Here is a 25,612-nt window from a genome sequence, read left to right as displayed (position 1 = left end):
TGTCAGCGGAATGCCACAAATCGCGGCAGCCATCACGTCAATTACCGAGAAAATCGATTATATCCCGTTACCAACGAAAAAGGCCGGACACCACCTCGGGTGTCCGGCCTTCTCATGATTTCCAAAGAAAATCAGTGCGGTTGCGGCTCCATGCCGCCTTCGGCCTCGTCGCCCTTGGCCGGACGCGTACCGGTCTTCGGCACGGCCGAGCCGCGGCTCGGAGGCGTGTCGTCACCGAGATCACGCGACGGCTTTTCACCGCGAATCAACGCCTTGATCTCCTCGCCGGTCAGCGTCTCGTATTCGAGCAGGCCTTCGGCGATCGCCACGAACGCATCGTGGTCGTCGGTCAGGATACGGCGCGCTTCGGTGTAGGCTTCGTCGATCAGCTTGCGAACTTCCGAATCGATGGTCATGGCCGTCGCTTCGGATACGTTCTTCGACTGCGAAACCGAGTGGCCGAGGAAGACTTCCTGCTGGTTCTCACCGTAGGAAACCTGGCCGAGCTTGTCGGAAAAGCCCCACTGGGTGACCATCGCACGGGCAAGCTTGGTGGCCTGCTCGATGTCGGACGATGCGCCCGATGTGATGTTTTCCTTGCCGAACGTCAGTTCTTCGGCGACGCGGCCACCCATCATGATGACGAGGCGCGACACCATCCACTTGTAGCTCATCGAGTAGCGGTCGCCCTCGGGAAGCTGCATGACCATGCCGAGTGCACGGCCGCGCGGAATGATCGTCGCCTTGTGCAGCGGATCGGCCACCGGAACCTTGAGCGCCGTGATGGCGTGGCCGGCTTCATGGTAGGCGGTCAGCTTCTTCTCGGCTTCGGTCATGGCGGACGAGCGGCGCTCGGCGCCCATCATGATCTTGTCCTTGGCGTCTTCGAATTCCTGCATGGTGACGACGCGCTTGTTGCGGCGCGCGGCCATCAGGGCGGCTTCGTTGACGAGGTTCATCAGATCGGCACCGGAGAAGCCGGGCGTACCGCGAGCCAGAACCTTGAGATCGACGTTCGGCGCCAGCGGCACGTTGCGGGCGTGAACCTTGAGGATGCGCTCGCGGCCGACGATATCGGGGTTCGGAACCACGACCTGGCGGTCGAAACGGCCCGGACGCAGAAGCGCCGGATCGAGAACGTCGGGACGGTTGGTCGCGGCGATCAGGATGATGCCCTCATTCGCTTCGAAGCCGTCCATCTCGACCAGCAGCTGGTTCAGCGTCTGTTCGCGTTCGTCGTTACCGCCGCCGAGACCGGCGCCACGATGGCGGCCGACGGCGTCGATTTCGTCGATGAAGATGATGCAGGGCGCGTTCTTCTTGGCCTGCTCGAACATGTCGCGGACGCGGCTCGCGCCGACACCGACGAACATTTCGACGAAGTCGGAACCCGAGATCGTGAAGAACGGCACATTGGCTTCGCCTGCGACGGAGCGCGCGAGCAGCGTCTTACCGGTACCGGGAGGGCCGACCAGAAGCACGCCGCGCGGAATCTTGCCGCCGAGACGCTGGAACTTCTGCGGATCGCGCAGGAACTCCACGATTTCCTCGAGGTCCTGCTTGGCTTCGTCGACGCCGGCGACGTCATCGAACGTGACGCGGCCATGCGCTTCGGTGAGAAGCTTTGCCTTCGACTTGCCGAAGCCCATCGCGCCGCGCGAACCACCCTGCATCTGCCGCATGAAGAACAGCCAGACGCCAAGGATGAGAAGCATCGGCAGCAGGGTGCCGAGATAGCTCAGGAAACCGGACGAGCCGTCGGTTTCCGGACGAGCCGAAACGAGGACATTCTTCGTCTGCAGGCGCTCGAGCAGATTGTCGTCGACGACAGGTGTATAGGTCTGGAAGGTGGTGCCATTTTCAACATAGCTGCCGGAGACGCGGTTACCCGTGACGACGACTTCCTTGACGCGGCCCGCATCCACTTCACGCAGGAACTGCGAATAAGGGATATCGCGGGAGCTGGTCTGCGCCGGCGACGTCTGGAACATACTGAAGAGGGCAATCAGCAAAAGCGCTATGATTGCCCACAAGGCGAAATTACGTAAGTTAGGGTTCATCGAACTCCCCAGCACTGGAACGACCGCCTCATGGCGACCGCTTTATTTGGCTTCTAACATAGGATTGCGTCAGGCGGTTGCCAAGGCAAACCCATCAGTTAGATGGTTTTTCCGTCAATAAGACCTAAAGGCGGTTTTGGATAGGGGCGTGTTCCAAAGGCTGCCGCGAGGCTGGCGGCGAACTTGACGTCCAATCGTGTCAAAAAACGGTCATAGAGCGCGAAATACGGCACGATCTCGATCTTGCCGGCGAGATCGGGCGACGGATCGGCCGCCAGGATGCGCGGTTGCGCCGCAGCGGCTCTGGCGAGCGTGCTTCTGGGGAGGTTTTCGAGCGGCAAGGTAGCCTCAGCGCCTCGCCCCTCTCCTCCCTCATTCCTGTGCCCAAGCTTCGCTCGGGCGATGTCACAGGAATCCAGCGTGCCCAAGTCCTTGGGCACAGGAATGAGGGAGTGTGGGGCATTCGCAGCCACCACTCTCACCTCAACGCCGGAACCATTCACCGCCAGATACCGCCCATCCCAAACGCCACGCTCTCCGGCCCCAACCGTCAGCGGCAACAGCCCCCGCGTCTCCCGCGCCAGATACAGCCCATCGCGCCTGAGATCGAACACCACCCGCCCCGCCGTCATCCGGCCAAGCCGGCCTGCGGCAAGAAAGTCGAGCACCGCGCCGATCTGCTCCGCCCCTAGCGCAAACGCCTGCCCACCAATCACGGCCGCCAGCCGCGCAAGTCCATGCCCGAGCACCGCGCGGTCGCCGGAGAGCCCAGCAACGCCGACCTGCACCAGCATGCCCTCATGCACATCGACATGCGCATCGACCCACCCGGCAGCAGCCTCGTCGAGCGCCATCCGCGAAGCCGTCATCGCCTCGATCTCGGCGACCGAGATCCCCTCGCCCGCCAATGCCTGGCGCGTCCGCACCCGCTCGTACCTCGTGTCCTCGTTGCTCGGATCATCGCTCCAGCCGATACCACGCAGCTCCAGCATCGCGCGAATATCCGCCCGCAGCGACGAAAGCAGCGGCCGCGCGATCCAGATGCGGTGGTCGAACAGCACCGCGTCGGCGATCCCGGTCATGTTGAGGGCCGAGCGCTGGCCGCGCATGGCAAATGTCTCGCGCTGATCGTCCAGCGTATGGCCGGTCACGATGATGTCGGCGCCGAACTCGGCCGCCGCGTCGGCCAGCAGCGCGTAGCGGGCGTCGCGTGCCGCGGCCATGATGCCGGCCTTCGGCTTGGCGCCGCGCCAGACCTTTGTGGCATGAGGAATATCGAGCGATCGGCAAAGAGCGGCGACATCGCGCGCTTCATCGGCCGATTGCGGGCGCAACGCGTGATCGACGGTCGCGGCACAAAGAGAAATTGCGGAAGCTGGTTCGGCCTTCAGCGCATCGGAGAGCGCGATCAGCAGGCCGGTGGAATCGCTGCCGCCCGAGATCGCGACGAGAATGCGCGAGGGCTGGTCAAGCGAGGAGAGAAAGCGGCGTGTCGCCGTCTCGAGAGATAGGATACCGTCCGGGCGCAAGACCGGAAAACCTTAGCAGGAAAGACGCTTCTGTTCGCTGGCGACCTTGGATATGACGGCGCGCGAAGCCTTCGGATAGCGCTTCGGCACTTCGCGGAGCGTCGCGCAGGCGGTTTCGGTATTGTCGAGAGCGGCCAGCGACATGCCGAGCTTGAGCAGCATTTCCGGCGCCTTCTCGGAGGTCCCGTACTTCTGGTGCGCGTTCAGGAAGGTCTTGGCCGATTCGTTGAACTTGCCCTGCGAATAGCGCGCTTCGCCAAGCCAGAAATTGGCGTCCGCCGAACGCGAGCTGTTCGGATACTGGCGGATATAGGCGTTGAATTCCTTCTCGGCGGTCGCGTAGTCGCCGGCGAGCACAAGGCCATAGGCGGCCTTGTACTGATCCGTTTCGCTGCCGAGCGAGGCCGTCTGCGAGCCGCCGGCGCCAACGGGCGGCAACGGGCTGGAGCCGACCTCGGCGCCCGGATTGACCGAACCGCCGATCGGGTTGCCGTTCTGGTCGAACTGCATGGAACCGAGCTGCTGCGGCGGCTGGCCGAGGCCGGTATTCTCGGGAACGTCGGTCGAGGGCGCCGTTTCGGGTGCCCTCGAGGCCTGGATGGTGCGGGCGACATCGTCGCCGCCGCCCTGTGCCATTCCCTGACCCTGGCCCATTCCCTGGCCCTGCGCCGTCTGGTTGGAAGCCGGGATATCGGCTTCGCTCTTCTTCATCGGCTTGGCTCCGCCGCCGGCGCTGCTGGCGCCGCCCTTTTCGAGCTCCTGGAAGCGGAATTCATTGTCTTCCTGCGCCTTGCGGATCGTCTCCTGCATCTGCAGCAGCTGGAAGCTCATTTCCTCGATACGACCGTTGAGCTGGCGAAGCTGGTCCTCGAGCTGCTGGATGCGCACTTCCGGGCCGCCGGCCTGAACGTTGATAACAGGCGCCTGCGCGGGCGCCTGGCTTGATGCCTTGCTTCCTAAATGCAAGCCGAATAGCGACGACGCGTTCGCCGACGGGCCAACCCCGGCCACCGTTGCGAGGCAGAGCATGCCCGCCACGACAAATTTCTTCATTTGGTTCGTCCTGTCCCAGTGATTCTTCGCGCCTCGATGGCACGAACAGGAGATTTTTCCAATTGCTTTCAAAAAGCAACGGAGTTCGGCCAAAGTGTGGTCAAAAAGAAAAGGCGGCCCGCGATGGAGCCGCCTTTCCGATTTGTAATGAAATCCGGCTTTTGCCGCCGGATCGGCAATTACATGCCGGCGCCGCCGAGAACGGTAACGGCGCGACGGTTCTGCGACCAGCAGGAAATGTCGTCGCAAACGGCGACCGGGCGTTCCTTGCCGTAGGAGATCGTCTTCATGCGCTGAGCCGGAACGCCGCGCGAAGCGAGGTAGTCCTTGGCGGCGGCGGCACGACGAGCGCCGAGAGCAAGGTTGTATTCGCGCGTGCCGCGTTCGTCGGCATGGCCTTCGACCGTGACGGCGTACTTCGGATAACGGCCGAGCCACTGAGCCTGGCGGTCGAGCGTCTGGGCGGCGTCGGCGCGGATCGAGGTCGAGTCGGTGTCGAAGAAGATGCGGTCGCCGACATTGACGGTGAAGTCCTGGGTCGAGCCCGGCGTCGCGGCGCCGGCGCCGAGGCCGAGGTCACCGGCGCTGTTGGCCATGTTCTTCTTGTTGGCGCAACCAGCCAGTGCCAGACCGGCGACGAGCGCGATCATGACCGGGTTGCGGGCGAAGTTCTGCATGCGGCTCATTGCCGGGGTATGAATTCGGCTCATGGCCGGTCTCCTTGCGACTTGATTAGGGTTGCCGGACTGTAACCGTTCTCGGTTAATCGGCTTTCAACAACTATGGTTAACGAGTGGTTGATTCGGCCCTCTGCCGCCCAATTCGTAGATTTTTGAGGCGACAAGAAGGCAGGCATCCAAACTTCCTACTCCAGCAGCGGCGACCAGGCCGGGTCCGAAGCGTATGCGGGGGTCTTGATCATCTGCTCGTTGTAGCCGGTCAGATCGATCGAATAGAGCTGTGGGCCACCTGCGCCCGCCGCCTGGCGGAAGAACATAATGACGCGTCCGTTCGGCGCCCAGGTCGGGCCTTCATTGTGGAAGCCCGTGGTCAGGATGCGCTCACCCGAACCATCCGGCTTCATCACGCCGATCGAGAACTTGCCACCCGACTGCTTGGTGAAGGCGATGAGATCGCCGCGCGGAGACCAGACCGGCGTGGAATACGAGCCGTCGCCGAACGAGATACGCGTCTGGCTGGAGCCGTCGGAATTCATCTTGTAGAGCTGCTGGCGGCCGCCGCGGTCGCTTTCGAACACGATCTGGCCACCGTCGGGCGAATAGGATGGCGAGGTATCGATCGCCGCCGTCGAGGTCAGGCGGGTCGTGGTGCGCGAACGCAGGTCCATCGTGTAGATGTTCGCATTGCCCTCCTGCTGGAGGCTCATCACCACCTTCTGGCCGTCGGGCGAGAAGCGCGGCGAGAACGTCATGCCGGGGAAGTTGCCCACCACTTCGCGCTGTCCGGTCTCCAGCTGCAGCAGATAGACGCGCGGCTGCTGGTTGGCGAACGACATGTAGGTGACTTCCTGCCGGTTCGGCGAGAAGCGCGGGGTCAGAACCAGGTCGCTGCCATTGGTCAGCATGCGGACGTTGAAGCCGTCCTGGTCCATGATCGCCAGCTGGCGCTTGCGTTGCTGCTTGCTGCCGGATTCGGAGACGAAGACGACGCGTGTATCGAAATAACCTTCTTCACCGGTGATCTGCTTGTAGATCGCGTCGGAGATGATGTGGGCCACGCGGCGCCAGTTTTCCGGCTGCGTGTAGAATTGCTGCCCGGTCATCTGGGTGCCGCCGAACGTGTCCCAGAGGCGGAACTCGGCGCGAAGGCGGCCGTCGGCCTCCTTCGTGACGCGGCCGGTGACCAGCGCCTGCGCGTTGATGACCTTCCAGTCCTCGAAGCGCGGCGCGCCGTCGGGATTGGAGATCTTCTCGATGAAGGCGTTCTTGTCGATCGGCTTGAACAGGCCCGAGCGCTGCAGATCCGCGGCGATAACCTGCGAAACCTGGGCGCCCATGTCGCCCTGGAAGTCGGTAATCGCGATCGGCAGGGGCTCGACATTGCCCTTGTTGATGTTGATTTCGACAAGCGCGTGCGCCGGCGTGGCGATAACCGCGGCGCTCATCATGCCGACGGCGACCATCAGGGCGCGGAAAAGGGAACACTTGGTCATTGAGCACAAGCCTTTCAGCATTTTAAAGGGCTAGATCGCTGGGGTCGAAATTGACGATGACTTCGCCCCAGGCGTCGTATTTGTCTTTTGGCAGATTGGAAAACGGCGAGGACTTCATGACGGCGCGCTTGGCGCCGCTGGCAAGCGCCGTGCGGGTCGCCTCGTTCGTGCCGCCGATGGCTTCAACCTCGGGCGAACCGACGATGTTGCCGTCGGGATCGAGTTTCATGCGCACCCTGATGCGAACGTCGCCGGCGCCTTCCATGCCGGGAATGACCGACCAGTTGCCGGCGATCGCGCTGCGCAGCGCATCCATTTCGCTCATCGACAGCTTGGACCCGCCGGTCGCCTTCTTGGCGCCGAGCGATGCCTCTTCGGTCGAGCTCTTGGCGCCGCCGTTCGACGGATCCTGCTTGTTGAGAAGGGCCGAGATATCGTCGGCGTTGAAGTCGCTCTGCTGCGAGGACGAGGCCTTGGCCTTTTCCTGCTTCTTGTCGGACTTCTTCTTGTCGGACGGCTTCTCCTGGGTCTGCGCCTTGTCTTCCGTCTTCTTCTCCGGCGGCTTTTCAGCCGGCTTCTGTTCCGGCGGCTTCGGCTGCGGCTTGATCACCGGCGTCGGCACCTTGTCCGGCAATGCTTCCGCATCCGGCTTCGGCGGCTCGGGCATGTCCTGCGGCTTTTCCTCGGCCTTGGGCGGCGTCGGTGTCGGCGCGATCTCCGGCTTCGGCGGCGTGATCGACGCGACCTGGCTCGGCTCGACCGCCGTATCCTCCTTCATGATCTCCTTCACCTCGTTGGGCACGGGATCATTCTGGGGAAGCGGCTTTTCGGATGCCTTGGGAGCCGCTGCCGACTCGTTGTTGCTCGGCTTGGCGTTCGGAATCGGCGGCGTCTTCAGGTCGACCTTGTTCTCGCCCATGTTCTCGGCATTGGCCACATTGGTCGGCTTGGAGGTCGGCTTCGGCGCCGGCTTGTCGCTCGGCTTGGCCGTCTTGTCGCCCTGCTGCAGCTGCGTCAGGTCCTCGACAGGCACGAGGTTGACGGGCATGGCCTCGAAATCCTCGACCTTGAAGTCGGATGGCGAGCCGATCGAAACCAGCAGCCAGGCGACCAAGGCGCAATGCAGGACAGCAGATGAGACGAGACTGGCCTTCATAGGTCTACTACGGGCCCTTCTTCTCTTGGGTGACCAGACCGATGTTCTTGAAGCCGGCACCCTGGATACGCGCCATGACGTCGGCGATCACGCCGTAAGGCGCGGCCGAATCCCCACGAACGAAAATGCGCTCGTTGTAGCCGGTGGTGGCGATCGCCTCGAGCTTGGCGGCGATTTCCTCGACCGGGATCGGCGTTTCCTGCAGGAACGCGGTGCCGTCGTTCTTGACGGAGATCGTGATCGGCTGCGTTTCGGAATTCAGCGCCTTGGCCTGCGTTTCCGGCAGGTCGATCGGCACGCCGACGGTCATCATCGGCGCGGCGACCATGAAGATGATCAGAAGCACGAGCATGACGTCGACGAGCGGCGTCACGTTGATTTCGGAAATGGCGCCACCTCTGTGGCCACCGCGACGACGCCGGCGGTTTCCACCGCCTCCGCCACCGCTTGGAGCACCCATACCCATGTCGTTCTCCCCGTGTCCGTCGTTTACTGCGCGGCCTGGCGTGGCTGCAGCTTCTCGTCGATTTGGCGCGAAAGGATGGCGGAGAATTCATCCGCGAAACCTTCCATGCGCGCCGAGAGCTTGCCCGCGTCGGCGGAGAATTTGTTGTAGGCGATAACCGCCGGGATAGCGGCCACGAGACCGATCGCGGTTGCGAGCAGTGCTTCGGCGATACCCGGCGCGACGACGGCGAGGTTGGTCGACTTCGAACCGGCGATGGCCTGGAACGATGTCATGATGCCGACGACGGTGCCGAACAGGCCGATGAACGGGCCGGCCGAACCGATCGTCGCCAGCGAGCCGAGACGCGCCGTCAGCCCTTCGGCTTCACGCGCCAGCGTCACGTCCATGGCGCGGTCGATACGCATCTGCAGGCCGATCGGAGAGCGCGCGCCGCGCTCGAACGACTTCTTCCACTCGCGCATGGCGGCGACGAAGATCGAGGCGAGGCCAGTATTGTTGCGTTCCGACAGCGAGCGGTAGAGTTCTTCCAGCGACTGGCCCGACCAGAACACCTGCTCGAACTTGTCGAACTGCCGGCGTGCGCGGGCGAAGGCCAGATACTTGTCGATGACGATCGCCCAGGTCCACACGGAAGCCGCGACCAGCCCGAGCATGACCAGCTTGACGACGAGACCTGCCTGCATGAACAGCGACCAGAGGCTGACGTCCGTCGTTGCTGCTGCCAATCCTACTTGTTCCATTGATCCAAAATCCCCGAATCCAAACGCCCGGCACTTGACCGGGCGGCACAAAATGATCTCGCAAGATATGTCTGGCTGCCGCCGCCTAAAGCCTTGGTCAAGCTTCCAAGCTCTTATCCGCCTTCCTTGCCGTCAAATTTGGTCAAAGGAAGGCGTGCACCGCACAAACTCTGACAATCCGAGTAAGACACTATTATCGTTAATAGTTCGTTAGCGCCGGATCATAAAAGGCTGACTATTGGCGAGAGGATGATCCCTTGGAATACTTGGCCAGATCTCTAATCGATGACCAAAACCGCACAAATCTTGCGCGCGGCAATTCCTTCACATGAAAGTCATGTTTTTGCAAGCAGCGTTTTCAGAAAGCTGCCATGTCGTCAGGGCTGAGCACGATCACGCCCAACGGCGCGAAATGACGGACATTCGACGTGACCACCGTCAGATTGCGCACCGAAGCCGTTGCCGCGATCAGCACGTCAGCCAAGCCCGGCCTTTGCCCACCTGCCTCTGCCTGCTCCTCGATCGTACCGGCCGCCATCGCGATATCCGCGTCGACAGCCAGAACGTGATCGCCGAACTGACCAATCAATCCGGAAAGCCATTCCGCGAGCTTGGCGGCCCTCGCATCAGCGCCTTTGCGTTCCAGCTTTTTGATACCGCGTTGGATTTCGGCGATGGTTATGGCCGAGAGATAGAGCGCTCCTTCGGCACCCCGTTCAAATATCCAGTCTCGAAGGCCGGGTGAGATTGCCGGCCGACCGGGCGCGAACAGCGAGATGACGTTTGTATCGAGCAGGTAACCGGTCACAGCTCGACATCACGCATGCCGGACGTATTCCGATGCAGATCGAGGTCATCGTCGAGACCGCCGGGAAATGACATCAGATAGTCGCCAAGATTGAGCTTCGCCCTGGCAAGCGCCTTCTTCGCCTCCTCCGCCGCTTCAAGCGAAACGATAGCGGCGACCGGCTTTCCGTGCCGAGTAATCGTCACGAACTCGCCGCTCATCGCTTCATCGACGAGACTGGAGAAAGTTGCCTTTGCATCGCGAAGCGTAACTGTCGTCATCGAGACCTCAGTGTGACCACAAGTAACTACATAGCAGTCCGCTCGAGAAATTTCAACGAACCGCCGACGTCAGACCTCGATCATCATCTGCCTCGCCAGCCCCTCCGGCAACCGCCGAGGGCGGCCGCTGGCGTTGATGACGGCGATGATCACCTTGGCGGCGATCAAGAGCGTGTCGTCGCGGCGGATCTCCTGCGCCAGCACCATCTTGGCGCCGCCGGCCTTTTCCGTGCGCGTCGTCACCGTCAGGATATCGTCCATGCGCGCCGGCGACTTGAAGTCGATCTCCATGCGGTGGACGACGAAGACGAGCCCCTCCTCGTCGGCGCTGATCAGCTCGCGCTGCTCGACGCCAAGGCAGCGCAGATAGTCGGTGCGGCCGCGTTCGAGGAAGTGCAGATAGCGGGCGTGGTAGACGAGACCGGAGAAGTCGGTGTCCTCGTAATAGACCCGCTGCAGCAGGCGATGACCCGCTTCCGTCAGTTCGCCCGAGATCGAATGAGAGATCGAATGCACACCGTCCGCCATAATTTTCTCCAAAGTCGCGCGCCCTCTTTGGCTGAAGACATTCCGCCTTGCAAGCATTGAACAATTGTCACGCTTTCTAAGTAATCCTCGATAGCGAAGGCCAACAAGGAGACGACACAATGAAGATTGCGGTGATGGGCGGAGATGGATTTATCGGCTGGCCAACATCATTGCATCTGTCGGACGCCGGCCACGATGTTCACATCCTCGACAACCTCTCCAGACGCTGGATCGACACCGAACTCGGCGTCCAGTCGCTCACCCCGATGGACTCGATCCAGGAGCGCACGCGCATCTGGCACGCCGAGACCGGCCGCCGCATACACTTCAACCTGATCGATCTTGCCAGGGATTACGAGCTCCTGAAGAAGTGGCTTGCCGAAAACCGTCCCGACGCCATCATCCATTTCGCCGAGCAGCGCGCCGCGCCCTATTCGATGAAGAGCGACCGCCACAAGAACTACACGGTCAACAACAACATCAACGCCACCCACAATCTCCTGAACGCGCTGGTCGAACTGCAGCTCGACGCGCATCTGATCCACCTGGGCACCATGGGCGTCTACGGCTATTCGACGGTCGGCGCCGCCATCCCCGAGGGCTACCTCCCCGTCGGCATCGAGACGACCAGCGGCGAGACGGTGAGCCAGGAAATCCTCTATCCCGCCAATCCGGGCTCCATCTACCACATGACCAAGTGCCTGGATCAGACGCTCTTCCATTTCTACGCCAAGAACGATGGCCTCAGGATCACCGACCTGCACCAGGGCATCGTCTGGGGCACCCACACCGAACAGACCCGCCGGCACGAGCAATTGGTCAACCGCTTCGATTATGACGGCGACTACGGCACCGTTCTGAACCGCTTCCTGATCCAGGCCGCGATCGGCTACCCGCTGACCGTCCACGGCACCGGTGGCCAGACGCGCGCCTTCATTCACATCCAGGATTCCGTGCGCTGCATCGAGCTGGCGCTGAAGAACCCGCCGGCCCGCGGCGCGCGCGTCGAGATCTTCAACCAGATGACCGAAACCCACCGCGTCCGCGACCTCGCCGAGATGATTTCGAAGCTCACCGGCGCCGAGATCGCCTGGCTGCCCAATCCGCGCAAGGAAGCGCCGGAGAACGAGCTGATCGTGAAAAACGACAAGTTCCGCGATCTCGGCCTCGATCCGATCACGCTGAAAACGGGGCTGATGGGCGAGATCGTCGATGTCGCCAGGAAGTTCGCCTATCGCGTCGACCGCAGCCGCGTGCCGGCGGTGTCGGCCTGGACGCGGGATATCGCGCCGACCATCAACCACGACCCCGAGGGGAAACGATTGAAGTCGGTGTCGTGAGGGGCGCGCGACAAGGAAAACCCAGAGCCCGGAGCCCCCTCATCCGCCTGCCGGCACCTTCTCCCCGTTGGGGAGAAGAGACTCGTTGCACCCACTTGGCACAAATCACCCGTTCAGTTCCTGCGATAGGCGGCGATGCTCGCCACCTGCCACTTCTCCCCGACGGGGAGAAGTGCCGGAGCGCCAGCGAGGCGATGAGGGGGGCGAGGCATTCCGAGCGGCCTGAGCGGCAAGCGAAGGCCAATACAACCTTCCGCCTGGAGACCCACGCACCATGACCTCCCCCAACGCCTACGTCACTCTCGTCACCAATGCCGACTACGCCATGGGCGCCACCGCGCTCGCCCGCTCGCTCAAGGTGACCCGCACCACCGCCGACATCGTCGTCCTCCACACCGGCGGCGTCACCGACGCTGACCTCGAACCCTTGAACACCCTCGGCTGCCGCCTCGTCCCCGTCGAACACCTGCCGCTGTCGGACGCCTTCAACGAACGCCATGCGCGCGGAAAACTCCACGCCGCAGCCCCCTTCACCAAGGGCCGCAAGCCGCTGTTCCACTCGCCGCTCGACAATTTCTGCAAGCTGCGCCTCTGGGAACTGACCGAATACACGACCTGCGTCTTCATCGACGCCGATGCCATCGTGCTGCGCAATATCGACCGGCTGTTCGCCTACCCCGAATTCTCCGCCGCGCCCAACGTCTACGAATCGCTCGCCGACTTTCACCGCATGAACTCCGGCGTCTTCGTCGCAAAGCCATCGAAGGAAACATTCAGCGCCATGCTGGAGCGGCTCGACCAGCCGGAAATCCTGTGGAAACGCACCGACCAGACCTTCCTGCAGGCGTTTTTCCCGGAATGGCATGGTCTACCTGTTTATTTCAACATGCTACAATATGTCTGGTTTACCATGCCTGCGCTTTGGGACTGGAACAGTATTTCCATCCTGCACTACCAGTATGAAAAGCCATGGGAAACAGATCATCCGAAGGCGGAAAGCCTGCGGCCCCTGATCGACCTATGGCAGGCATTCCATACGGGCAAGGACGTGCCGGACATATCGGCCATGGCCAATCCGAAAGGGGCAGCATGAAGGTACTGGTATCGGGTGGAACAGGACTTGTCGGTCGCTATATCGTCGAGGAACTGCTTGCAGCCGGATATTCGGTCATCATCGGTGGCCGCCACGCCCCGCTGCCGCGCGCCTTCTCCCGCCCCGTCGATTTCGCGCCCCTGTCGCTCGACCCCGAAAAGGACCACATCGAGGCCTTCGACGACGCCTATTTCTTCGTTCATGCCGCATTTCACCATGCGCCCGGCAAATATCGCGGCGGCGAAGGCGATGATCCCGAGACCTTCAGGCGCTTCAATCTCGATGGCACCGTGCGTCTGTTCGAGGCCGCCAAGCGCGCCGGCACGCGCCGCTGCATTTTCATCTCCAGTCGCGCGGCCTATGGCGAGCACCCGCCGGGAACCACGCTGACCGAGGCGACGCAGGAGAAGCCGGAAACGCTCTACGGCCAGACCAAGCTCGACGCCGAGCGCAGCCTGGCGCATCTGGCCGCCCCAGGCTTCGCGACCGCCAGCCTGCGGCTTACCGGTGTCTACGGCAATCTGCGTCCCAACAAATGGGACAAGCTGTTCGGCGACTATCTGAGCGGCCGGCCGATCCCCGCACGGGCAGGAACCGAAGTGCACGGCCAGGATGTCGGCAAGGCAGTGCGCGTCATGCTCGAGGCCGATGCCGGTCGCATCTCCGGCGAGACCTTCAACGTCTCCGATCTCGCGCTCGACACCTGGGACATCCTCGAGCCGATCCGCTGGGAGCACGATTGCGCCAACCGCCTGCCTGTAGCCGCCGACAAGTCGCTGCTGACGCCGATGGACACGACCAAGCTGCAGGCGCTGGGCTGGCAGCCGGGCGGACTGCCACTCTTCGAGGAAACCATCCACGCGCTCGCGACACAGCCGGCGGCCTGACGCACGAACGTCGCATTCGCGCGTTGCATTTGCATACGCGCGTTGCATTGCGCGCCGTGCGTTCTATTGTCCCGCCAAAAGAGCAAGGCGGACACCATGAACATGAAAGACATCAAGGCCGCGATACGCGCCGAAAGGCTGGCGCTTCGAGACGCCATTCCCGCGGAGACCAGGGCCGCGATGAGCCTTGCCATGGCCGAACACGCCGGCGAGGCCGTTGCCTTCGACCCAGGCACGATCATCTCCGGCTTCCTGCCGATCCGCTCGGAAGCCGATCTTCGCCCGCTGATGGCGCGGTTTCGCGCACGTGGCGCAAGGCTCTGCGTCCCCGCCATTCTCGACCGCCAGACCATCGCTTTTCGCGAACTCGTGGATGGCGCGCCACTGGTCTCCACCGGCTTCGGTACATCCGGTCCCGGCCCCGACGCGCCGGTTCTCGACCCCGAGATCCTGCTGGTGCCGCTGTCGGCCTTCGACAGACGCGGCCACCGCATCGGCTACGGCGCCGGCCATTATGACCGCGCGATCGACCGTATCAGGCAAAAAGGCATGCATCCGAAACTCATCGGCATTGCATTCGACTGCCAGGAAGTGGCACATGTGCCCGACGAGCCGCACGATGTAAGCCTGGATGCCATCCTGACAGAAAGCGGCCTGCGCTTTTTTGCCTCTTGGATTGGATAGCAATGCGACTGCTTTTTTTGGGTGACATGGTCGGCAAGACGGGACGCACGGCGGTCTGGGATCGCCTCCCCGGCCTGATATCGGACCTGAAGCTCGACTTTGTCATCGTCAACGGCGAAAACGCCGCCGGCGGTTTTGGCATCACCGAGGACATCTTTCTCGAGACCATCAATGCCGGCGCCGACGTCGTGACGACGGGCAACCACGTCTGGGACCAGAAGGAGGCCGTCGCCTTCGCCGGCCGCAACGACCAGTTCCTGCGCCCCGCCAACTATCCGCAGGGCACGCCCGGCCGCGGCTCCGGTCTGTTCTATGCCCGAAACGGCGCCCGCGTGCTGGTTGCCAACGTCATGGGTCGCGTCTTCATGCATCCCGAGCTCGACGATCCCTTCAAGGCGGCCGAAACCATTCTCGACGCCTGCCCGCTGAAGGAGCAGGCCGATGCGATCATCTTCGACTTCCACGCCGAAGCCACCAGCGAGAAGCAGTGCTTCGGCCATTTCGTCGATGGTCGCGCCTCCTTCGTCGTCGGCACCCACACCCATGTGCCCACCGCCGACCACCAGATCCTGAACGGCGGCACCGCCTATCTTTCCGATGCCGGCATGTGCGGCGACTATGACAGTTCGCTCGGCATGGACAAGGAAGAGCCGCTCAACCGCTTCATCTCGAAGATGCCGAAAGGCCGCATGGAGGCCGCCACCGGCCCCGCCACCATCTGCGGTGTCGGCGTGGAGATTTCGGACGCGACAGGGCTTGCCGAAAAGATCGCACCGCTGCGCCTCGGCCCCAGACTGTCGGAGACCATTCCGGAGTTCTGGCGCTAAGCCGGGCATGGCCCCGCAGTGACGGAAAAGTGAGCAGCGGTTTCGGGATTTGATCTGGACCGCCGCCGACCCTTGCCGCATCCTTTTGCCAGTGAAAGCGCTGGGGACGTGGCATGAAGCTGCATTTTCTTGTCTTCGCAATGACCATCCTGTCGGGCCTGCTGCCCGGTTGGTTGAGCCCCGGCACCGCGCAGGCGCAGGAAGCGCGCCGAAACGTCAGCCAATGCCAGGCGATCGCGCAGTCCATTCCCAAGGCGACATTCGCAAGCTTCTCGGGCGCCGTGCCGATCGCGGCGGACAATGAGACCGTGACGCTGACCTATATCGGTCATTCGACCTTTCTGATCGAGACACCCGGCGGCGTCAGCATCGCCACCGATTACAGCGGCTGGTACCCGACACCGCAGCCGCCGATGGTGGCGACGATGAACCGCGCTCATTCCTCGCACTACACGCTGACGCCCGATCCGGCGATCGAACAAGTGCTGCATGGCTGGAGCGACGTGCCCGGCGAAAAGGCCAAGATCGACCTCATGGTCGGCGACACCTACATCCGCAACGTCACCACCGACATCAGGGGCGGCTACGGCGCGCCGCAGCCGGATGGAAATTCGATCTTCATCTTCGAGGTCGCGGGGCTCTGCATCGGCCATCTCGGCCACCTGCACTATGAACTGACCGACGCCCAATACACCGCGATCGGCCGGCTCGACGTCGTCATGGTGCCCGTCGACGGCGGCCTCACCATGGGCGCCGACAGCATGAGCCGCGTCATCAAGCGCCTGCGGTCGTCGCTCATCTTGCCAATGCACCAGCAACGACCGCTGGCCAACTTCCTCTCGATGTTCGGCCCCGACTTCGACGTCGTCTACGCACCTTCAAACAGCATCGACATCTCGATCCGCACGCTGCCGAAGAAGCCGCAGATCTATGTCGCGAAGGGGATGCAGTAGGGGTTACACAGCTAAGAAGCGGAATCCGGTTTGTCGTCCGCTTCTTCAAGATCGAAATCGTCCTCGACAGCAACGCCCGGCGGTCGCTCCCTGCCATGGCGGATCGCGAGGATGAAAATCTGCGCCGCCCTTATTTCGTAGTCGACAAGATAGGCGCCAAGGACGAACCGAAATGCATTCGGGAACGGCAACTCAGCGGTCGCTTTTCCCATCTGGGGGAACATGCCAAGATCATGTCGCAGGCGCTTGAGATCGTCGGCGAATTGCTGGCCGGCGCGTGTGCTTTTGGATTTCAGGTAACGTGCTTCGGACGTGACATATTCTCTGGCTTTCGGCGAGAGAATGACCTTCACGCAACGGCACCCTTCACGATGGCATCGACCTCGTCGATCACGTCATCAAGGTCATGTCCAAAACCTGCGTCGATATCCTTGCGAGCTTGATCCAGCTCGATGATTTCGCGGCCTTCCGACGCGAGATAGGATTTCAGAGCTCGCACGAACACCCAGCTTCTGCTTCTGTCGCAGATACCAGCGATCTGCTCGATCTCGGCCAGCACATCAACAGGCAGACGCATGGTAATCGGGTCAGAAAGCTCACGATTGCTCATCGTTTTTACCTCCGTTTGTAATACAAGGTACGCCATACCAGCTGACGCGTCAAACCTCCCGCCCATGCAACCGACGCAACAAAAAGCCCGGGAACCAAAGCTCCCGGGCCTCGATCGACCTCGCTGAAAGGCCGCACTCAAGCAAACTGCAAATGCTGACGCACGCCGACGTCGGGCATCTTGTCCTCGTCGAGATTGGCCTTGGCGATTTCCCAGCCGAATTTCAACTTGCTGCCGGTCGACACCCAGATTTCCGCATCGTCGACATGCATGGCGAGCATCGTCAGTTTCGGGTCCTTCTTGCCGTCCTCGTACCAGGCGGCGACCACCGAGTTCCAGTATTCCTCGATCTTCGACGCATCCTGGCGAACCTCGATCTTGCCGGCGAGGCAGGCGTGGTAGTCGTGATCCTTGCCGACGACGCAGAAACGCGCGCGCGTCCCGGGCTTGATCGCCCGCACGATCTCCGCGTCGGACTTGGTGTAGAACCAGATGGTGTTGGTCTTGGGGTCGGCGTTCGGCGCCATGGGCTGCATGTGCATGTCGGTGCCATCGACACCAAGCATGCCGGCATGAATATTGTTGACCTGATCCCAGAGCTGGCGTGCCGGGTGCTCCCGCGCCTCGTTGAAACTAGCCATAGCGCTTCCTTCCGTTTCGAGTGGTCCGTGTTTGAAACGTCATCTCGCGGGCTTTGTTCCCCAAGGCGCGAACTGATGCTACGCTCCTGGTATCGTGGGGATAGGGGGATCGTCATGCGCGTCGCGGCAGTGGTCATGCTGGGTTTGGCTGCTGCGGCACTCTCTCTCGCGCCGGCCTTGCCGACCGCCGCCGCCGACCGCAGCTTCATGCCCGACGCATACGGCCAGATCATCTTCGTCACGCCGTCCAGAAACATCGGCTGCACCTATATCCCCAAGGGCGGCACCGAGATGTACAGGCCGGATGACGGCGGCCCCGAGCTCGGCTGCGACCGCATCGGGCCAAAATACATCCGGCTGATCCTGTCGGCCTCGGGCAAGGCCTTCATCTTCGAGATGGAAGGCGACACCGCCTGTTGCGACGATGTCAACGTGCTGAACTACGGCGAGCGCTGGAAGGCCGGACCATTCACCTGCACCTCCGCCGAGACCGGCCTCACCTGCCGCCGCAAGGGCGGACACGGCTTCTTCGCGAGCCGCGACGGATACAGCGTCGATTGATAGCGCACGGCGGCGGCACGGCCGTCCGATACGCCTGTTTTCCCTTGAACGCGCCCCGTTTCGCTCTTATAAGGCGGCCCATTCCCAACAATAAGACGTGAACAGGGGTGCCATGGCTGGCCATTCACAGTTTAAAAACATCATGCATCGCAAGGGCCGTCAGGATGCCGTGCGGTCGAAAATGTTCTCCAAGCTCGCGCGCGAAATCACCGTTGCCGCCAAGGCCGGTCTGCCCGACCCGACGATGAACGCCCGCCTGCGCCTGGCGATCCAGAACGCCAAGGCCCAGTCGATGCCGAAGGACAACATCGATCGCGCCATCAAGAAGGCCGCCGGCGCCGATGGCGAGAACTACGATGAAGTGCGCTACGAAGGCTACGGCCCCGGCGGCACCGCGATCATCGTCGAAGCGCTGACCGACAACCGCAACCGCACCGCCTCCAACGTCCGCTCGATCTTCACCAAGGCCGGCGGCGCACTGGGCGAAACCGGCTCGGTGTCCTTCTCCTTCGACCATGTCGGCGAAATCACCTACAAGCTTGCGGCCGGCGATGCCGACAAGATGATGGAAGCGGCGATCGAAGCCGGTGCCGACGACGTCGAGACCGACGAGGACGGCCACTACGTCACCTGCGGTTTCGAAGCCCTCGGCGAAGTCGCCAAGGCGCTGGAAGCCTCGCTCGGCGAAGCCGAAACCGTCAAGGCCGTCTGGCGCGCCCAGAACAACGTGCCGGTCGACGAAGAGCGTGCCCAGTCGCTGCTGAAGCTGATCGACAGCCTCGAGGACGACGACGACGTGCAGAACGTCTATTCGAACTTCGAAGTCTCGGAAGAAGTGCTGGCCAAGCTCTCGGCCTGACCTGTCCTCCGGACAATGGTCGAAAGGCGGGCTCCGGTCCGCCTTTTTTCTTGCCTCACATTCCGGACGCCGCGCGCATGAAGCTTGAGCGGAAGGCGGAAAGGTCGCCGACGCTGGCATCAGACACCGCCCAGAAGACCAGCCCGTTCGCCGACCATTCGACCATGTTGTAGCCGTCGTGTTCGCCGTCCGTCTGCCTGCCAGCCGTCTGCGGCCAGACGAAGAGATTGATGACGTGGCCGTTGCGCCGGTAGACGAGCGCCGCCACGACCCTGCCGCCGACATAATCGACACGGCCGCCAACCAGCGGAAAGCCGTCCTTGGCGAGGTCATTGACCGGCGGCGAGAAATCGATGCGGCCGTTGAACCAGGGCTTCACGGTATGCTGGTCGGAGGTCTGCACGTCGACGAGGTGATCGGCAAGCATCGACTGCACATGGCTGGCGAGCAACTGATCCTGGATGCCGAGCTCGGGCGCCGGCGCGTTGACGAACAGCATGGCGCTCGCGGCAAGCGCCGCCAGCGACGGCACGAAACTCCAGTCACGCACGAAGCGGAAGAAGCGGCTCCATGATGATGCCGCCGCGCCGGACCTTTGCGCCGGCACGCCCACGCCCTGCTCGCGCGCCAGCGCATCAAGCACCTGCAAGCGTGTCTCTTCAGGCATCGTGAAGCGCACGCCCTCTCGTCCGATCCGTTGCCGCGCCCCACGCACCCTTTCCACCTCCTCCCGGCAATCTGGACACACGGCAAGATGAGCCTCCAGCTCCGCCGCCCGCACCAGATCGAGTTCGCCGTCGATGAAGGCGTGCAGCACCGGCCCCCACTGGTCGCAGCCCTGTTTCGGCGTGTCGCTCATGTCCCCGCCCCGCCATTCTTGGCCCCGCGATTTTCGGCCCCGCCATTTTCAATTGCATCCCAGGCTTCGCCGAATTCGCGCCGCGCGCGGGCGATGCGCGACATCACGGTGCCGATCGGCACGTCGATCACGTCGGCGATCTGCTTGTAGGACAGCTCCTCCAGCTCGCGCAGCACGAGGATCTCGCGCATCGCCTCCGGCAGCATGCCGATGACATGACGCACGCGCGAGGATTCGCTCTCGCGGATCATCGCCGTCTCCGCCGTATCGTCATCGGAAGCGATCTCATGTGCCACGCCTTCGCTTCCGGCATCGCCGTCGAGCGGTGTTTCGAAGCGCGCCTTGCGCCGCCCCTGCTGCTGCCAGGCGAGGTGGCAGTTGCGGACGATGGAGAACACCCAGGCCCGGGGATCGCCACCCCTGTATGTCTCGAAACTGCGATAGGCGCGCAGGAACGCATCCTGCACGATATCCTGCGCCGCATCCCGGTCGCGGCTGAGGAAGCGCGCGAAATTATAGGCGGCATCCATATGCGGCAGGATGTTCTGCTGGAAGCGCAGCGTCTGGTCGGCCTGCAGCGGCTGGGCAGCGCGAGCCCGCCTTTGGTCGCGGGCCATCTCCATATAGCCGATAAGGATGGATGCGGCCTCGCCGAGCAATCGGCCGGCACGCCCGGCCAGCGCGCGCGACCGCCGCCGCCACCGCAGAACGGCTTCGGCCAGCTGATCGTCCGATGGCATGGGGTAGGCAATACTGACTTGGGTCATCACGTCCCCCGCGGCTGCAGCCCAGCCGATTCTAATCCCTGGACCGCCTCGCAGGCAACGCGGCCCTTTACCGGATAGATCGACGATGGCCCCGTTTTATTCCCTCCCGCCGGGATTTTTTCGCGCAACGTCCGCGTCGATAAAAATAGGAAAACGCTTTCAATGGCTTGATGAGAAACCCGACGATATCGGGGAATAAGCCCATGGCCACTCCGGTCTAGTTCCGCAGCGGGAACGTCGAACCCATCCCGATCCCGCTGAAACAATGGACAAGCCAGAGGAGGCATCCCCATGTTCGCAATGTCACGCCGTACGCTGCTCGGTTCGGCCGCCGCGGCAGCTGCATTCGGCCTCGCATCGAAGCTCGAAATCGCCGCACCCGCCTTGGCCGCATCGCCGGATGAGCCGTCGACCGGTTTCTACCGCTACAAGGTCGGCGATATCGAAGTGACCGCCATCTATGACGGCATCTGGCGCAAGCCGCACGATCCCGCCTTCATCAAGGGCGTGTCCGTCGACGAGACCAGGCAGGCGCTCGCCAATGCCCACCTGCCGACCGATTTCATGCCGATCCCGCTCACGGTGATCGTGCTGAACGTCGGCGGACGGCTGATCATGATGGACGCCGGCTCGGGCGTCGGCCAGTGGCAGGCAAACGCCACACACCTGCCCGGCAACATGGCCGCCGCCGGCATCGACTACAGGAAGATCGACACGGTCATGATCTCGCATTTCCATCCCGACCACGTCTGGGGCCTGATGGAGAAGGGGTCGAACGCGCCTGTCTTCCCGAACGCCGAACTCGTCGTCCATTCCGCCGAGTACAACTGGTGGACCGATCCGGGCCGGGTCGAAAAGCTTGCCGAGGGACGCAAGCCCGCCGGAAAGCGCATCGCCGAGGTCTTCCCAAAATGGAAGAATTGGAAGCTGGTGGAAGACGGCGCGGACGTGGCGCCTGGCATCCAGCTGATCTCGGCGCCGGGACATACCCCCGGACACTCGACCTATCTGGTGAATTCCGGAAACAGTCAGCTCCTGGTCTCGGCCGACATCATGTACGTGCCCGCGCTGCTCGCCCCGCATCCGCAATGGCAAGGCAGCTACGATCAGGACGGGCCGCTTGCCATCACCAGCCGCCGCAAGCTGATCGATCGCGTCATCGCGGACAAGATCGCCATCTGCGGCTCGCACTTCCCCTTCCCCGGCTCCGGCAGCTTCGTCAAGGACGGAAACGCCTATGCCTTCACCCCCACAAGCCAGGCCTGACGCCTGAGGAGACAACAGTCATGAAACGCTCGTTCACCAGCTATGCCGTTCTCGGCGTCATGGGTTTCTACACGCTGTGCGCGGCCGGCTCCGCCGTGTCGGCACTGACCGCGATGCCCGCCTACGCGGTCGACAACATGGAGACCGGCGATGGCCCGGATCTCACCTCCGTCCGCGCCAAGATCGCCGCCAAGGACTACCAGGCGGCTCTCACCGAACTGCGCGGCCTCGCCGAGGATAACCAGCAGGCCGACGTCTACAATCTGCTCGGCTACACGCTGCGCATGACCGGCGACTACGAGACGTCGCTGACCTACTACACCAAGGCGCTCGATCTGCAGCCGGATCACAAGGCCGCCCGCGAGTATCTCGGCGAGCTCTACCTGCAGACCGGCAAGCCGGACAAGGCGAACGAACAGCTCGCTTCGCTGAAGCAGCTTTGCCCGGCGGGCTGCGAGGAGCTCGAGGACCTGCAGCAAGCGATCGCCGCACGGGGCGGCAACTGAGGGCGCTTGCCCCGGGGCGGGCGACCCAGCCGCTCGCCCCGCTTAAACAAGGAGATGATCATGGAACGCTCACTCATCCGATCCGCGGGCGCAAACACGATGCTGCTCGCCGGGCGCCTGCTGCTCTCGGCGATCTTCCTGCATGAAGGCGCAACGCTGGCGCTCGATTTCAGCGCCACCGTCGAAACCTTCGCCAGGCTCGGTCTCGACCTGCCCGTCGCCATCGGTGTCATCCTGCTGCAGCTCGCCGCCGGTCTTTCGGTCGCCGCCGGATTGGCGACGCGCCTGGGTGCAACGGCCCTCGGGATCTTCTGCCTGCTGACCGCCGTGCTCTTTCACACGGACTTCGCCAGCCGCAACGAACTCCTGCATTTCGAGAAGGACTTCGCCATCGCCGGCGGCATGTTCGTGCTGGCGATATCGGGCGCCGGATCGCTGTCGATCGACGCATGGCTGAAGCGAAGCGGCCCGACGCCGATCGCCGCTTTCCTGTGAGGTCCGTCCCGATCCGGATCAAAGCGGTTCACAACTCTGTGAACCGCGGGCCGTTTTTAAGGAAGCGGTAACGCTACCGCCCGTCAATGCCCTCGCTAACCCAGCCGGTCTGCCTCAAGGCCAGCCTAACTCACACTCTCGGCGGGAAAACGACCCATGAAAAGACAAGCCCTTTCGCTCTCCATCGCACTCGCAGGCACGCTCGCGGGCGCGATCACGGCTCATGCGCAGCCATCCATGGTCAAGCAGTTCGACGATTGGGGCGTCTATTCCTACGACCGCTCGGGCAAGACGGTCTGCTATATTCTGACGGTGCCGAAGACCATGCGGCCCGCGGCCGTCGAACACGGCCGCAACTACTTCGTGGTCGGTCGCGCGCCCGGCCGCGGCACCAACTACGAGCCGCAGGCGATCATGGGCTACGAGCTGAAGTCCGGCTCGCGCGCCAAGGTTCAGATCGGCGACAAGGAATTCGCCATGTTCACCAAGGACAATTCCGCCTGGGTGCTGGAGGAAAGCAAGGAACCGGAGCTGATCCAGTCCATGCGCGGCGGCAGCGACATGACCGTCGACGCCATCTCGCGCCGCGGCACCGCCACCAGCTACACCTACTCCCTGAACGGCGTCACCGCCGCGCTGAAGCGCATGGCCCAGTGCAACTGAGCATGCCCCGCGCAAGACAAGAACGGGCGGGACCGGCCTCCGGTCCCCTTGCCCGACACCTCGGCCAAGCTTGGGGCACGGGCTGGAAGAAAACGCTGGCGCTCTGCTTCCTCGGCATCGCGCTGACGGGCCCGTCCATGGCGGCGAGCCCGCAATCGCCGGCGAGCGTCCAATCCCCGGCGCGGACCGACCAAGGACTGAAGGGGCGTGAGAGCGGCTTGAAGGTTCCTCGCTTCGTATCCCTTCGGTCCCGCGAGGCCCGCATGCGCGTCGGTCCCTCGCTCGACTACGGCATCGCCTGGATCTACCGCGTTCCCGGCCTGCCGCTGGAGATCATCGAGGAATATGGCAACTGGCGCCAGGTGCGCGACAGCGACGGCGTATCGGGCTGGATGCACCGCGCCCTGCTATCCGGGAAGCGCACCGCCATGATCGGCCCCTGGGCCGCGTCTAACGTCAGCCTTCGAGCCGAACCGCGATCCTCCGCTCGCACGCTGGCTTCGCTCGCCGCGCGCGTGCGTCTTGCGATCAACACCTGCGACGGCAGCTGGTGCGACGTCGAGGTGCCCGGTCACGATCTGAGCGGCTTCGTCAGGCAGACCGCGCTCTGGGGCGTCTACCCGAACGAAACGATAAAGTGATGGTCGAGGCCCGCGACACGCGGCGTGGCGGGACCCGCATGTTGGCCGAGCCGCGCTCGGTCAGGCGGCCGCCTGCATCAGCGTATCGAGCCCCGCGAACAGCTCGACGGATCTCAGCCGCGCCTCGATATCGTGGATCGGCATCGAGATGATCAGCTCGTCGGCTTGCGTGTCGCGCAGGAATTGACCGAGCTTGGCCTCCGCCGTCCTCGGCGACCCCACCACGGCGTAGCGCAGCGTATGCTCGACCGTCATCTTCTCCATCGGCGACCAGAAGCTCTCCATGTCCTCGAGCGGTCTCGGGAACTGTCCGCGGACATTGCGGCGCAGGTTGACGAACTGCTGCTGCGCCGAGGTGAAATGATATTCGGCCTCCGCGTCGGTCTCCGCCACCGATCCCATGACGCCCACCATCGCATAGGGCTTGTCGAGCACGGCGGACGGCTGGAACCGGTCGCGATAGATATCGAGCGCCTCCATCAGGGAGTCGGGCGCGAAATGCGAGGCAAAGGCGTAGGGAAGCCCGAGCATGCCGGCGAGCTGCGCGCTGTAGAGGCTGGAACCGAGCAGCCAGATCGGCACGTTGCTGTTCATCCCAGGCACGGAGAGGATCGCCTGGTTTTCGACCGGCGCGCCGAGCAGCTGCTGCAATTCGACGACATCGTTGGGAAAGCTGCCGGCATCGAGATTGCGCCGAAGCGCCTGCGCGGTGCGCATGTCGGTGCCGGGAGCCCGCCCGAGCCCGAGATCGACACGCCCCGGAAACAGCGCCTCCAGCGTGCCGAACTGCTCTGCGATGACGAGCGGCGAGTGGTTTGGCAGCATGATACCGCCCGAGCCGATCCTGATCTTCTTCGTGGCGGCCCCGACATGGCCGATGACCACCGCGGTGGCGGCACTGGCGATCCCCGGCATGCCGTGGTGCTCGGCCAGCCAGACCCGGTTATAGCCGAACGCCTCGGCCTTCCGCGCCATCCGCGCCGAGCTCTCGAGCGACTGCCTGATTGTGCTGCCTTCGGCAACGGGCGAGAGATCGAGGATCGAGAAGGGAACCATGGCGCGGCCTGTCGGTGATTGGACTGGACATCCTATGTAGGTGCCCGACCGGCGCGACCAAAGGTTTCACCGCCAAAAAGCCGAACGTGAGAAAAAGCCCGCGCCGGTCGCTCATGGCTACCGACGCG

The 25,612-nt window shown here is 63.2% G+C and carries 30 protein-coding genes; 13 read left to right on the top strand and 17 right to left on the bottom strand.

Annotation, left to right across the window (positions count from 1 at the left end; all coding sequences use genetic code 11):
• Positions 1–131: 131 nt before the first annotated feature.
• The 11 genes from ftsH to ybgC all read right to left on the bottom strand — a co-directional run bounded on the left by ftsH (position 132) and on the right by ybgC (position 10,776).
• The gene (ftsH, locus tag GGQ67_RS12555) at positions 132–2,060 is read right to left on the bottom strand and encodes an ATP-dependent zinc metalloprotease FtsH (protein ID WP_183900490.1); all 1,929 of its coding nucleotides are present in this window, start codon (positions 2,058–2,060) and stop codon (positions 132–134) included.
• Between the two features lie 98 nt (positions 2,061–2,158).
• Positions 2,159–3,589 carry a tRNA lysidine(34) synthetase TilS gene (gene tilS / locus GGQ67_RS12550; RefSeq protein WP_183900489.1) on the bottom strand — a complete coding sequence of 477 codons (1,431 nt, stop codon included), beginning with the start codon at positions 3,587–3,589 and terminating at the stop codon, positions 2,159–2,161.
• A 12-nt stretch (positions 3,590–3,601) separates the two neighbouring features.
• Positions 3,602–4,642 (bottom strand): tol-pal system protein YbgF, encoded by a 1,041-nt coding sequence (gene ybgF, locus GGQ67_RS12545; RefSeq protein ID WP_183900488.1) that lies wholly within the window; start codon positions 4,640–4,642, stop codon positions 3,602–3,604.
• A gap of 179 nt (positions 4,643–4,821) precedes the next feature.
• Entirely contained in the window at positions 4,822–5,352 is a 531-nt protein-coding gene (gene pal / locus GGQ67_RS12540; RefSeq protein WP_183900487.1) for a peptidoglycan-associated lipoprotein Pal, read from the bottom strand.
• Positions 5,353–5,507: 155 nt separating this feature from the next.
• Positions 5,508–6,815 carry a Tol-Pal system beta propeller repeat protein TolB gene (gene tolB / locus GGQ67_RS12535; RefSeq protein ID WP_183900486.1) on the bottom strand — a complete coding sequence of 436 codons (1,308 nt, stop codon included), beginning with the start codon at positions 6,813–6,815 and terminating at the stop codon, positions 5,508–5,510.
• A gap of 22 nt (positions 6,816–6,837) precedes the next feature.
• On the bottom strand, positions 6,838–7,971 hold the full coding sequence (locus GGQ67_RS12530) for a cell envelope integrity TolA family protein (protein WP_183900485.1): 1,134 nt from the start codon (positions 7,969–7,971) through the stop codon (positions 6,838–6,840).
• Between the two features lie 7 nt (positions 7,972–7,978).
• Positions 7,979–8,437, bottom strand: a complete 459-nt coding sequence (gene tolR, locus GGQ67_RS12525) for a protein TolR (RefSeq protein WP_026283221.1) — start codon at positions 8,435–8,437, stop codon at positions 7,979–7,981.
• 23 nt (positions 8,438–8,460) lie between these two features.
• Positions 8,461–9,180: a protein TolQ gene (tolQ, locus tag GGQ67_RS12520; RefSeq protein WP_183900484.1), complete on the bottom strand. Its 720-nt coding sequence runs from the start codon at positions 9,178–9,180 to the stop codon at positions 8,461–8,463.
• A gap of 358 nt (positions 9,181–9,538) precedes the next feature.
• Positions 9,539–9,988 (bottom strand): PIN domain-containing protein, encoded by a 450-nt coding sequence (locus tag GGQ67_RS12515; RefSeq protein WP_183900483.1) that lies wholly within the window; start codon positions 9,986–9,988, stop codon positions 9,539–9,541.
• The gene (locus tag GGQ67_RS12510) at positions 9,985–10,248 is read right to left on the bottom strand and encodes a type II toxin-antitoxin system Phd/YefM family antitoxin (RefSeq protein WP_183900482.1); all 264 of its coding nucleotides are present in this window, start codon (positions 10,246–10,248) and stop codon (positions 9,985–9,987) included. Before GGQ67_RS12510 ends, GGQ67_RS12515 begins: the two co-directional genes overlap by 4 nt.
• Positions 10,249–10,317: 69 nt before the next feature.
• Positions 10,318–10,776, bottom strand: coding sequence for a tol-pal system-associated acyl-CoA thioesterase (ybgC, locus tag GGQ67_RS12505; RefSeq protein ID WP_183900481.1), 459 nt, complete (start codon positions 10,774–10,776; stop codon positions 10,318–10,320).
• Between the two features lie 119 nt (positions 10,777–10,895).
• Here ybgC and GGQ67_RS12500 point away from each other — a divergent pair, with 119 nt between their 5' ends.
• The 6 genes from GGQ67_RS12500 (at position 10,896) to GGQ67_RS12475 (ending at position 16,560) form a co-directional block, all read left to right on the top strand.
• Positions 10,896–12,116 carry an NAD-dependent epimerase/dehydratase family protein gene (locus GGQ67_RS12500; protein ID WP_183900480.1) on the top strand — a complete coding sequence of 407 codons (1,221 nt, stop codon included), beginning with the start codon at positions 10,896–10,898 and terminating at the stop codon, positions 12,114–12,116.
• A gap of 274 nt (positions 12,117–12,390) precedes the next feature.
• The gene (locus tag GGQ67_RS12495) at positions 12,391–13,209 is read left to right on the top strand and encodes a glycosyltransferase (RefSeq protein ID WP_183900479.1); all 819 of its coding nucleotides are present in this window, start codon (positions 12,391–12,393) and stop codon (positions 13,207–13,209) included.
• Complete coding sequence (locus tag GGQ67_RS12490; protein ID WP_112980024.1) at positions 13,206–14,096, top strand: NAD-dependent epimerase/dehydratase family protein; 891 nt, start codon at positions 13,206–13,208, stop codon at positions 14,094–14,096. The genes GGQ67_RS12495 and GGQ67_RS12490 overlap by 4 nt, the downstream gene beginning before the upstream one ends.
• Positions 14,097–14,192: 96 nt before the next feature.
• Positions 14,193–14,780 carry a 5-formyltetrahydrofolate cyclo-ligase gene (locus GGQ67_RS12485; RefSeq protein ID WP_183900478.1) on the top strand — a complete coding sequence of 196 codons (588 nt, stop codon included), beginning with the start codon at positions 14,193–14,195 and terminating at the stop codon, positions 14,778–14,780.
• Positions 14,781–14,782: 2 nt separating this feature from the next.
• Positions 14,783–15,607: a TIGR00282 family metallophosphoesterase gene (locus tag GGQ67_RS12480; RefSeq protein WP_183900477.1), complete on the top strand. Its 825-nt coding sequence runs from the start codon at positions 14,783–14,785 to the stop codon at positions 15,605–15,607.
• A 113-nt stretch (positions 15,608–15,720) separates the two neighbouring features.
• The gene (locus GGQ67_RS12475; protein WP_183900476.1) at positions 15,721–16,560 is read left to right on the top strand and encodes an MBL fold metallo-hydrolase; all 840 of its coding nucleotides are present in this window, start codon (positions 15,721–15,723) and stop codon (positions 16,558–16,560) included.
• A gap of 11 nt (positions 16,561–16,571) precedes the next feature.
• Here the strand turns inward: GGQ67_RS12475 and GGQ67_RS12470 are convergent, their stop codons facing one another.
• The 3 genes from GGQ67_RS12470 to GGQ67_RS12460 form a co-directional block, all read right to left on the bottom strand.
• Positions 16,572–16,913, bottom strand: coding sequence for a type II toxin-antitoxin system RelE/ParE family toxin (locus GGQ67_RS12470; RefSeq protein ID WP_183900475.1), 342 nt, complete (start codon positions 16,911–16,913; stop codon positions 16,572–16,574).
• Positions 16,910–17,170: a CopG family ribbon-helix-helix protein gene (locus GGQ67_RS12465; protein ID WP_183900474.1), complete on the bottom strand. Its 261-nt coding sequence runs from the start codon at positions 17,168–17,170 to the stop codon at positions 16,910–16,912. Before GGQ67_RS12465 ends, GGQ67_RS12470 begins: the two co-directional genes overlap by 4 nt.
• A 137-nt stretch (positions 17,171–17,307) precedes the next feature.
• Entirely contained in the window at positions 17,308–17,811 is a 504-nt protein-coding gene (locus GGQ67_RS12460) for a pyridoxamine 5'-phosphate oxidase family protein (RefSeq protein WP_183900473.1), read from the bottom strand.
• 114 nt (positions 17,812–17,925) lie between these two features.
• Here GGQ67_RS12460 and GGQ67_RS12455 point away from each other — a divergent pair, with 114 nt between their 5' ends.
• Both GGQ67_RS12455 and GGQ67_RS12450 read left to right on the top strand, forming a co-directional pair.
• Positions 17,926–18,372 carry a DUF6636 domain-containing protein gene (locus GGQ67_RS12455; protein WP_246400171.1) on the top strand — a complete coding sequence of 149 codons (447 nt, stop codon included), beginning with the start codon at positions 17,926–17,928 and terminating at the stop codon, positions 18,370–18,372.
• 112 nt (positions 18,373–18,484) lie between these two features.
• Complete coding sequence (locus GGQ67_RS12450) at positions 18,485–19,231, top strand: YebC/PmpR family DNA-binding transcriptional regulator (protein WP_183900472.1); 747 nt, start codon at positions 18,485–18,487, stop codon at positions 19,229–19,231.
• Positions 19,232–19,286: 55 nt separating this feature from the next.
• Here GGQ67_RS12450 and GGQ67_RS12445 read toward each other — a convergent pair whose 3' ends face one another.
• The gene (locus GGQ67_RS12445; RefSeq protein ID WP_183900471.1) at positions 19,287–20,090 is read right to left on the bottom strand and encodes an anti-sigma factor family protein; all 804 of its coding nucleotides are present in this window, start codon (positions 20,088–20,090) and stop codon (positions 19,287–19,289) included.
• On the bottom strand, positions 20,087–20,860 hold the full coding sequence (locus GGQ67_RS12440) for a sigma-70 family RNA polymerase sigma factor (RefSeq protein ID WP_343056508.1): 774 nt from the start codon (positions 20,858–20,860) through the stop codon (positions 20,087–20,089). Before GGQ67_RS12440 ends, GGQ67_RS12445 begins: the two co-directional genes overlap by 4 nt.
• 288 nt (positions 20,861–21,148) lie before the next feature.
• On the opposite strand from GGQ67_RS12440, the gene GGQ67_RS12435 reads away from it, so the two are divergent.
• The 5 genes from GGQ67_RS12435 (at position 21,149) to GGQ67_RS12415 (ending at position 24,428) form a co-directional block, all read left to right on the top strand.
• A complete protein-coding gene (locus GGQ67_RS12435; protein ID WP_183900469.1) occupies positions 21,149–22,123 on the top strand; it encodes an MBL fold metallo-hydrolase in 975 nt (324 codons plus the stop codon).
• Positions 22,124–22,143: 20 nt separating this feature from the next.
• Positions 22,144–22,629: a tetratricopeptide repeat protein gene (locus GGQ67_RS12430; protein WP_183900468.1), complete on the top strand. Its 486-nt coding sequence runs from the start codon at positions 22,144–22,146 to the stop codon at positions 22,627–22,629.
• A 60-nt stretch (positions 22,630–22,689) separates the two neighbouring features.
• Positions 22,690–23,124 (top strand): DoxX family protein, encoded by a 435-nt coding sequence (locus GGQ67_RS12425; protein WP_183900467.1) that lies wholly within the window; start codon positions 22,690–22,692, stop codon positions 23,122–23,124.
• Between the two features lie 156 nt (positions 23,125–23,280).
• Positions 23,281–23,787, top strand: coding sequence for an invasion associated locus B family protein (locus tag GGQ67_RS12420; RefSeq protein WP_183900466.1), 507 nt, complete (start codon positions 23,281–23,283; stop codon positions 23,785–23,787).
• A 2-nt stretch (positions 23,788–23,789) separates the two neighbouring features.
• On the top strand, positions 23,790–24,428 hold the full coding sequence (locus tag GGQ67_RS12415; RefSeq protein WP_246400170.1) for an SH3 domain-containing protein: 639 nt from the start codon (positions 23,790–23,792) through the stop codon (positions 24,426–24,428).
• Between the two features lie 60 nt (positions 24,429–24,488).
• Here the strand turns inward: GGQ67_RS12415 and GGQ67_RS12410 are convergent, their stop codons facing one another.
• Complete coding sequence (locus tag GGQ67_RS12410; RefSeq protein WP_183900465.1) at positions 24,489–25,484, bottom strand: LLM class flavin-dependent oxidoreductase; 996 nt, start codon at positions 25,482–25,484, stop codon at positions 24,489–24,491.
• Positions 25,485–25,612 lie beyond the last annotated feature (128 nt).

Source organism: Rhizobium metallidurans (genome assembly GCF_014196505.1).
Lineage (GTDB): Bacteria > Pseudomonadota > Alphaproteobacteria > Rhizobiales > Rhizobiaceae > Rhizobium > Rhizobium metallidurans.
The sequence above is the reverse complement of the archived record's forward strand: the minus strand, read 5'-3'. Positions and strand labels throughout refer to the sequence as shown.

What these genes read in the sequence shown, in the direction of transcription:
- ftsH (WP_183900490.1), bottom strand. Translation starts at nt 2,060, where the DNA reads ATGAACCCTAACTTACGTAATTTCGCCTTGTGGGCAATCATAGCGCTT.
- ybgF (WP_183900488.1), bottom strand. Translation starts at nt 4,642, where the DNA reads ATGAAGAAATTTGTCGTGGCGGGCATGCTCTGCCTCGCAACGGTGGCC.
- pal (WP_183900487.1), bottom strand. Translation starts at nt 5,352, where the DNA reads ATGAGCCGAATTCATACCCCGGCAATGAGCCGCATGCAGAACTTCGCC.
- tolB (WP_183900486.1), bottom strand. Translation starts at nt 6,815, where the DNA reads ATGACCAAGTGTTCCCTTTTCCGCGCCCTGATGGTCGCCGTCGGCATG.
- GGQ67_RS12530 (WP_183900485.1), bottom strand. Translation starts at nt 7,971, where the DNA reads ATGAAGGCCAGTCTCGTCTCATCTGCTGTCCTGCATTGCGCCTTGGTC.
- tolR (WP_026283221.1), bottom strand. Translation starts at nt 8,437, where the DNA reads ATGGGTATGGGTGCTCCAAGCGGTGGCGGAGGCGGTGGAAACCGCCGG.
- tolQ (WP_183900484.1), bottom strand. Translation starts at nt 9,180, where the DNA reads ATGGAACAAGTAGGATTGGCAGCAGCAACGACGGACGTCAGCCTCTGG.
- GGQ67_RS12510 (WP_183900482.1), bottom strand. Translation starts at nt 10,248, where the DNA reads ATGACGACAGTTACGCTTCGCGATGCAAAGGCAACTTTCTCCAGTCTC.
- ybgC (WP_183900481.1), bottom strand. Translation starts at nt 10,776, where the DNA reads ATGGCGGACGGTGTGCATTCGATCTCTCATTCGATCTCGGGCGAACTG.
- GGQ67_RS12500 (WP_183900480.1), top strand. Translation starts at nt 10,896, where the DNA reads ATGAAGATTGCGGTGATGGGCGGAGATGGATTTATCGGCTGGCCAACA.
- GGQ67_RS12495 (WP_183900479.1), top strand. Translation starts at nt 12,391, where the DNA reads ATGACCTCCCCCAACGCCTACGTCACTCTCGTCACCAATGCCGACTAC.
- GGQ67_RS12490 (WP_112980024.1), top strand. Translation starts at nt 13,206, where the DNA reads ATGAAGGTACTGGTATCGGGTGGAACAGGACTTGTCGGTCGCTATATC.
- GGQ67_RS12485 (WP_183900478.1), top strand. Translation starts at nt 14,193, where the DNA reads ATGAACATGAAAGACATCAAGGCCGCGATACGCGCCGAAAGGCTGGCG.
- GGQ67_RS12480 (WP_183900477.1), top strand. Translation starts at nt 14,783, where the DNA reads ATGCGACTGCTTTTTTTGGGTGACATGGTCGGCAAGACGGGACGCACG.
- GGQ67_RS12475 (WP_183900476.1), top strand. Translation starts at nt 15,721, where the DNA reads ATGAAGCTGCATTTTCTTGTCTTCGCAATGACCATCCTGTCGGGCCTG.
- GGQ67_RS12465 (WP_183900474.1), bottom strand. Translation starts at nt 17,170, where the DNA reads ATGAGCAATCGTGAGCTTTCTGACCCGATTACCATGCGTCTGCCTGTT.
- GGQ67_RS12460 (WP_183900473.1), bottom strand. Translation starts at nt 17,811, where the DNA reads ATGGCTAGTTTCAACGAGGCGCGGGAGCACCCGGCACGCCAGCTCTGG.
- GGQ67_RS12455 (WP_246400171.1), top strand. Translation starts at nt 17,926, where the DNA reads ATGCGCGTCGCGGCAGTGGTCATGCTGGGTTTGGCTGCTGCGGCACTC.
- GGQ67_RS12450 (WP_183900472.1), top strand. Translation starts at nt 18,485, where the DNA reads ATGGCTGGCCATTCACAGTTTAAAAACATCATGCATCGCAAGGGCCGT.
- GGQ67_RS12445 (WP_183900471.1), bottom strand. Translation starts at nt 20,090, where the DNA reads ATGAGCGACACGCCGAAACAGGGCTGCGACCAGTGGGGGCCGGTGCTG.
- GGQ67_RS12435 (WP_183900469.1), top strand. Translation starts at nt 21,149, where the DNA reads ATGTTCGCAATGTCACGCCGTACGCTGCTCGGTTCGGCCGCCGCGGCA.
- GGQ67_RS12430 (WP_183900468.1), top strand. Translation starts at nt 22,144, where the DNA reads ATGAAACGCTCGTTCACCAGCTATGCCGTTCTCGGCGTCATGGGTTTC.
- GGQ67_RS12425 (WP_183900467.1), top strand. Translation starts at nt 22,690, where the DNA reads ATGGAACGCTCACTCATCCGATCCGCGGGCGCAAACACGATGCTGCTC.
- GGQ67_RS12420 (WP_183900466.1), top strand. Translation starts at nt 23,281, where the DNA reads ATGAAAAGACAAGCCCTTTCGCTCTCCATCGCACTCGCAGGCACGCTC.
- GGQ67_RS12415 (WP_246400170.1), top strand. Translation starts at nt 23,790, where the DNA reads ATGCCCCGCGCAAGACAAGAACGGGCGGGACCGGCCTCCGGTCCCCTT.
- GGQ67_RS12410 (WP_183900465.1), bottom strand. Translation starts at nt 25,484, where the DNA reads ATGGTTCCCTTCTCGATCCTCGATCTCTCGCCCGTTGCCGAAGGCAGC.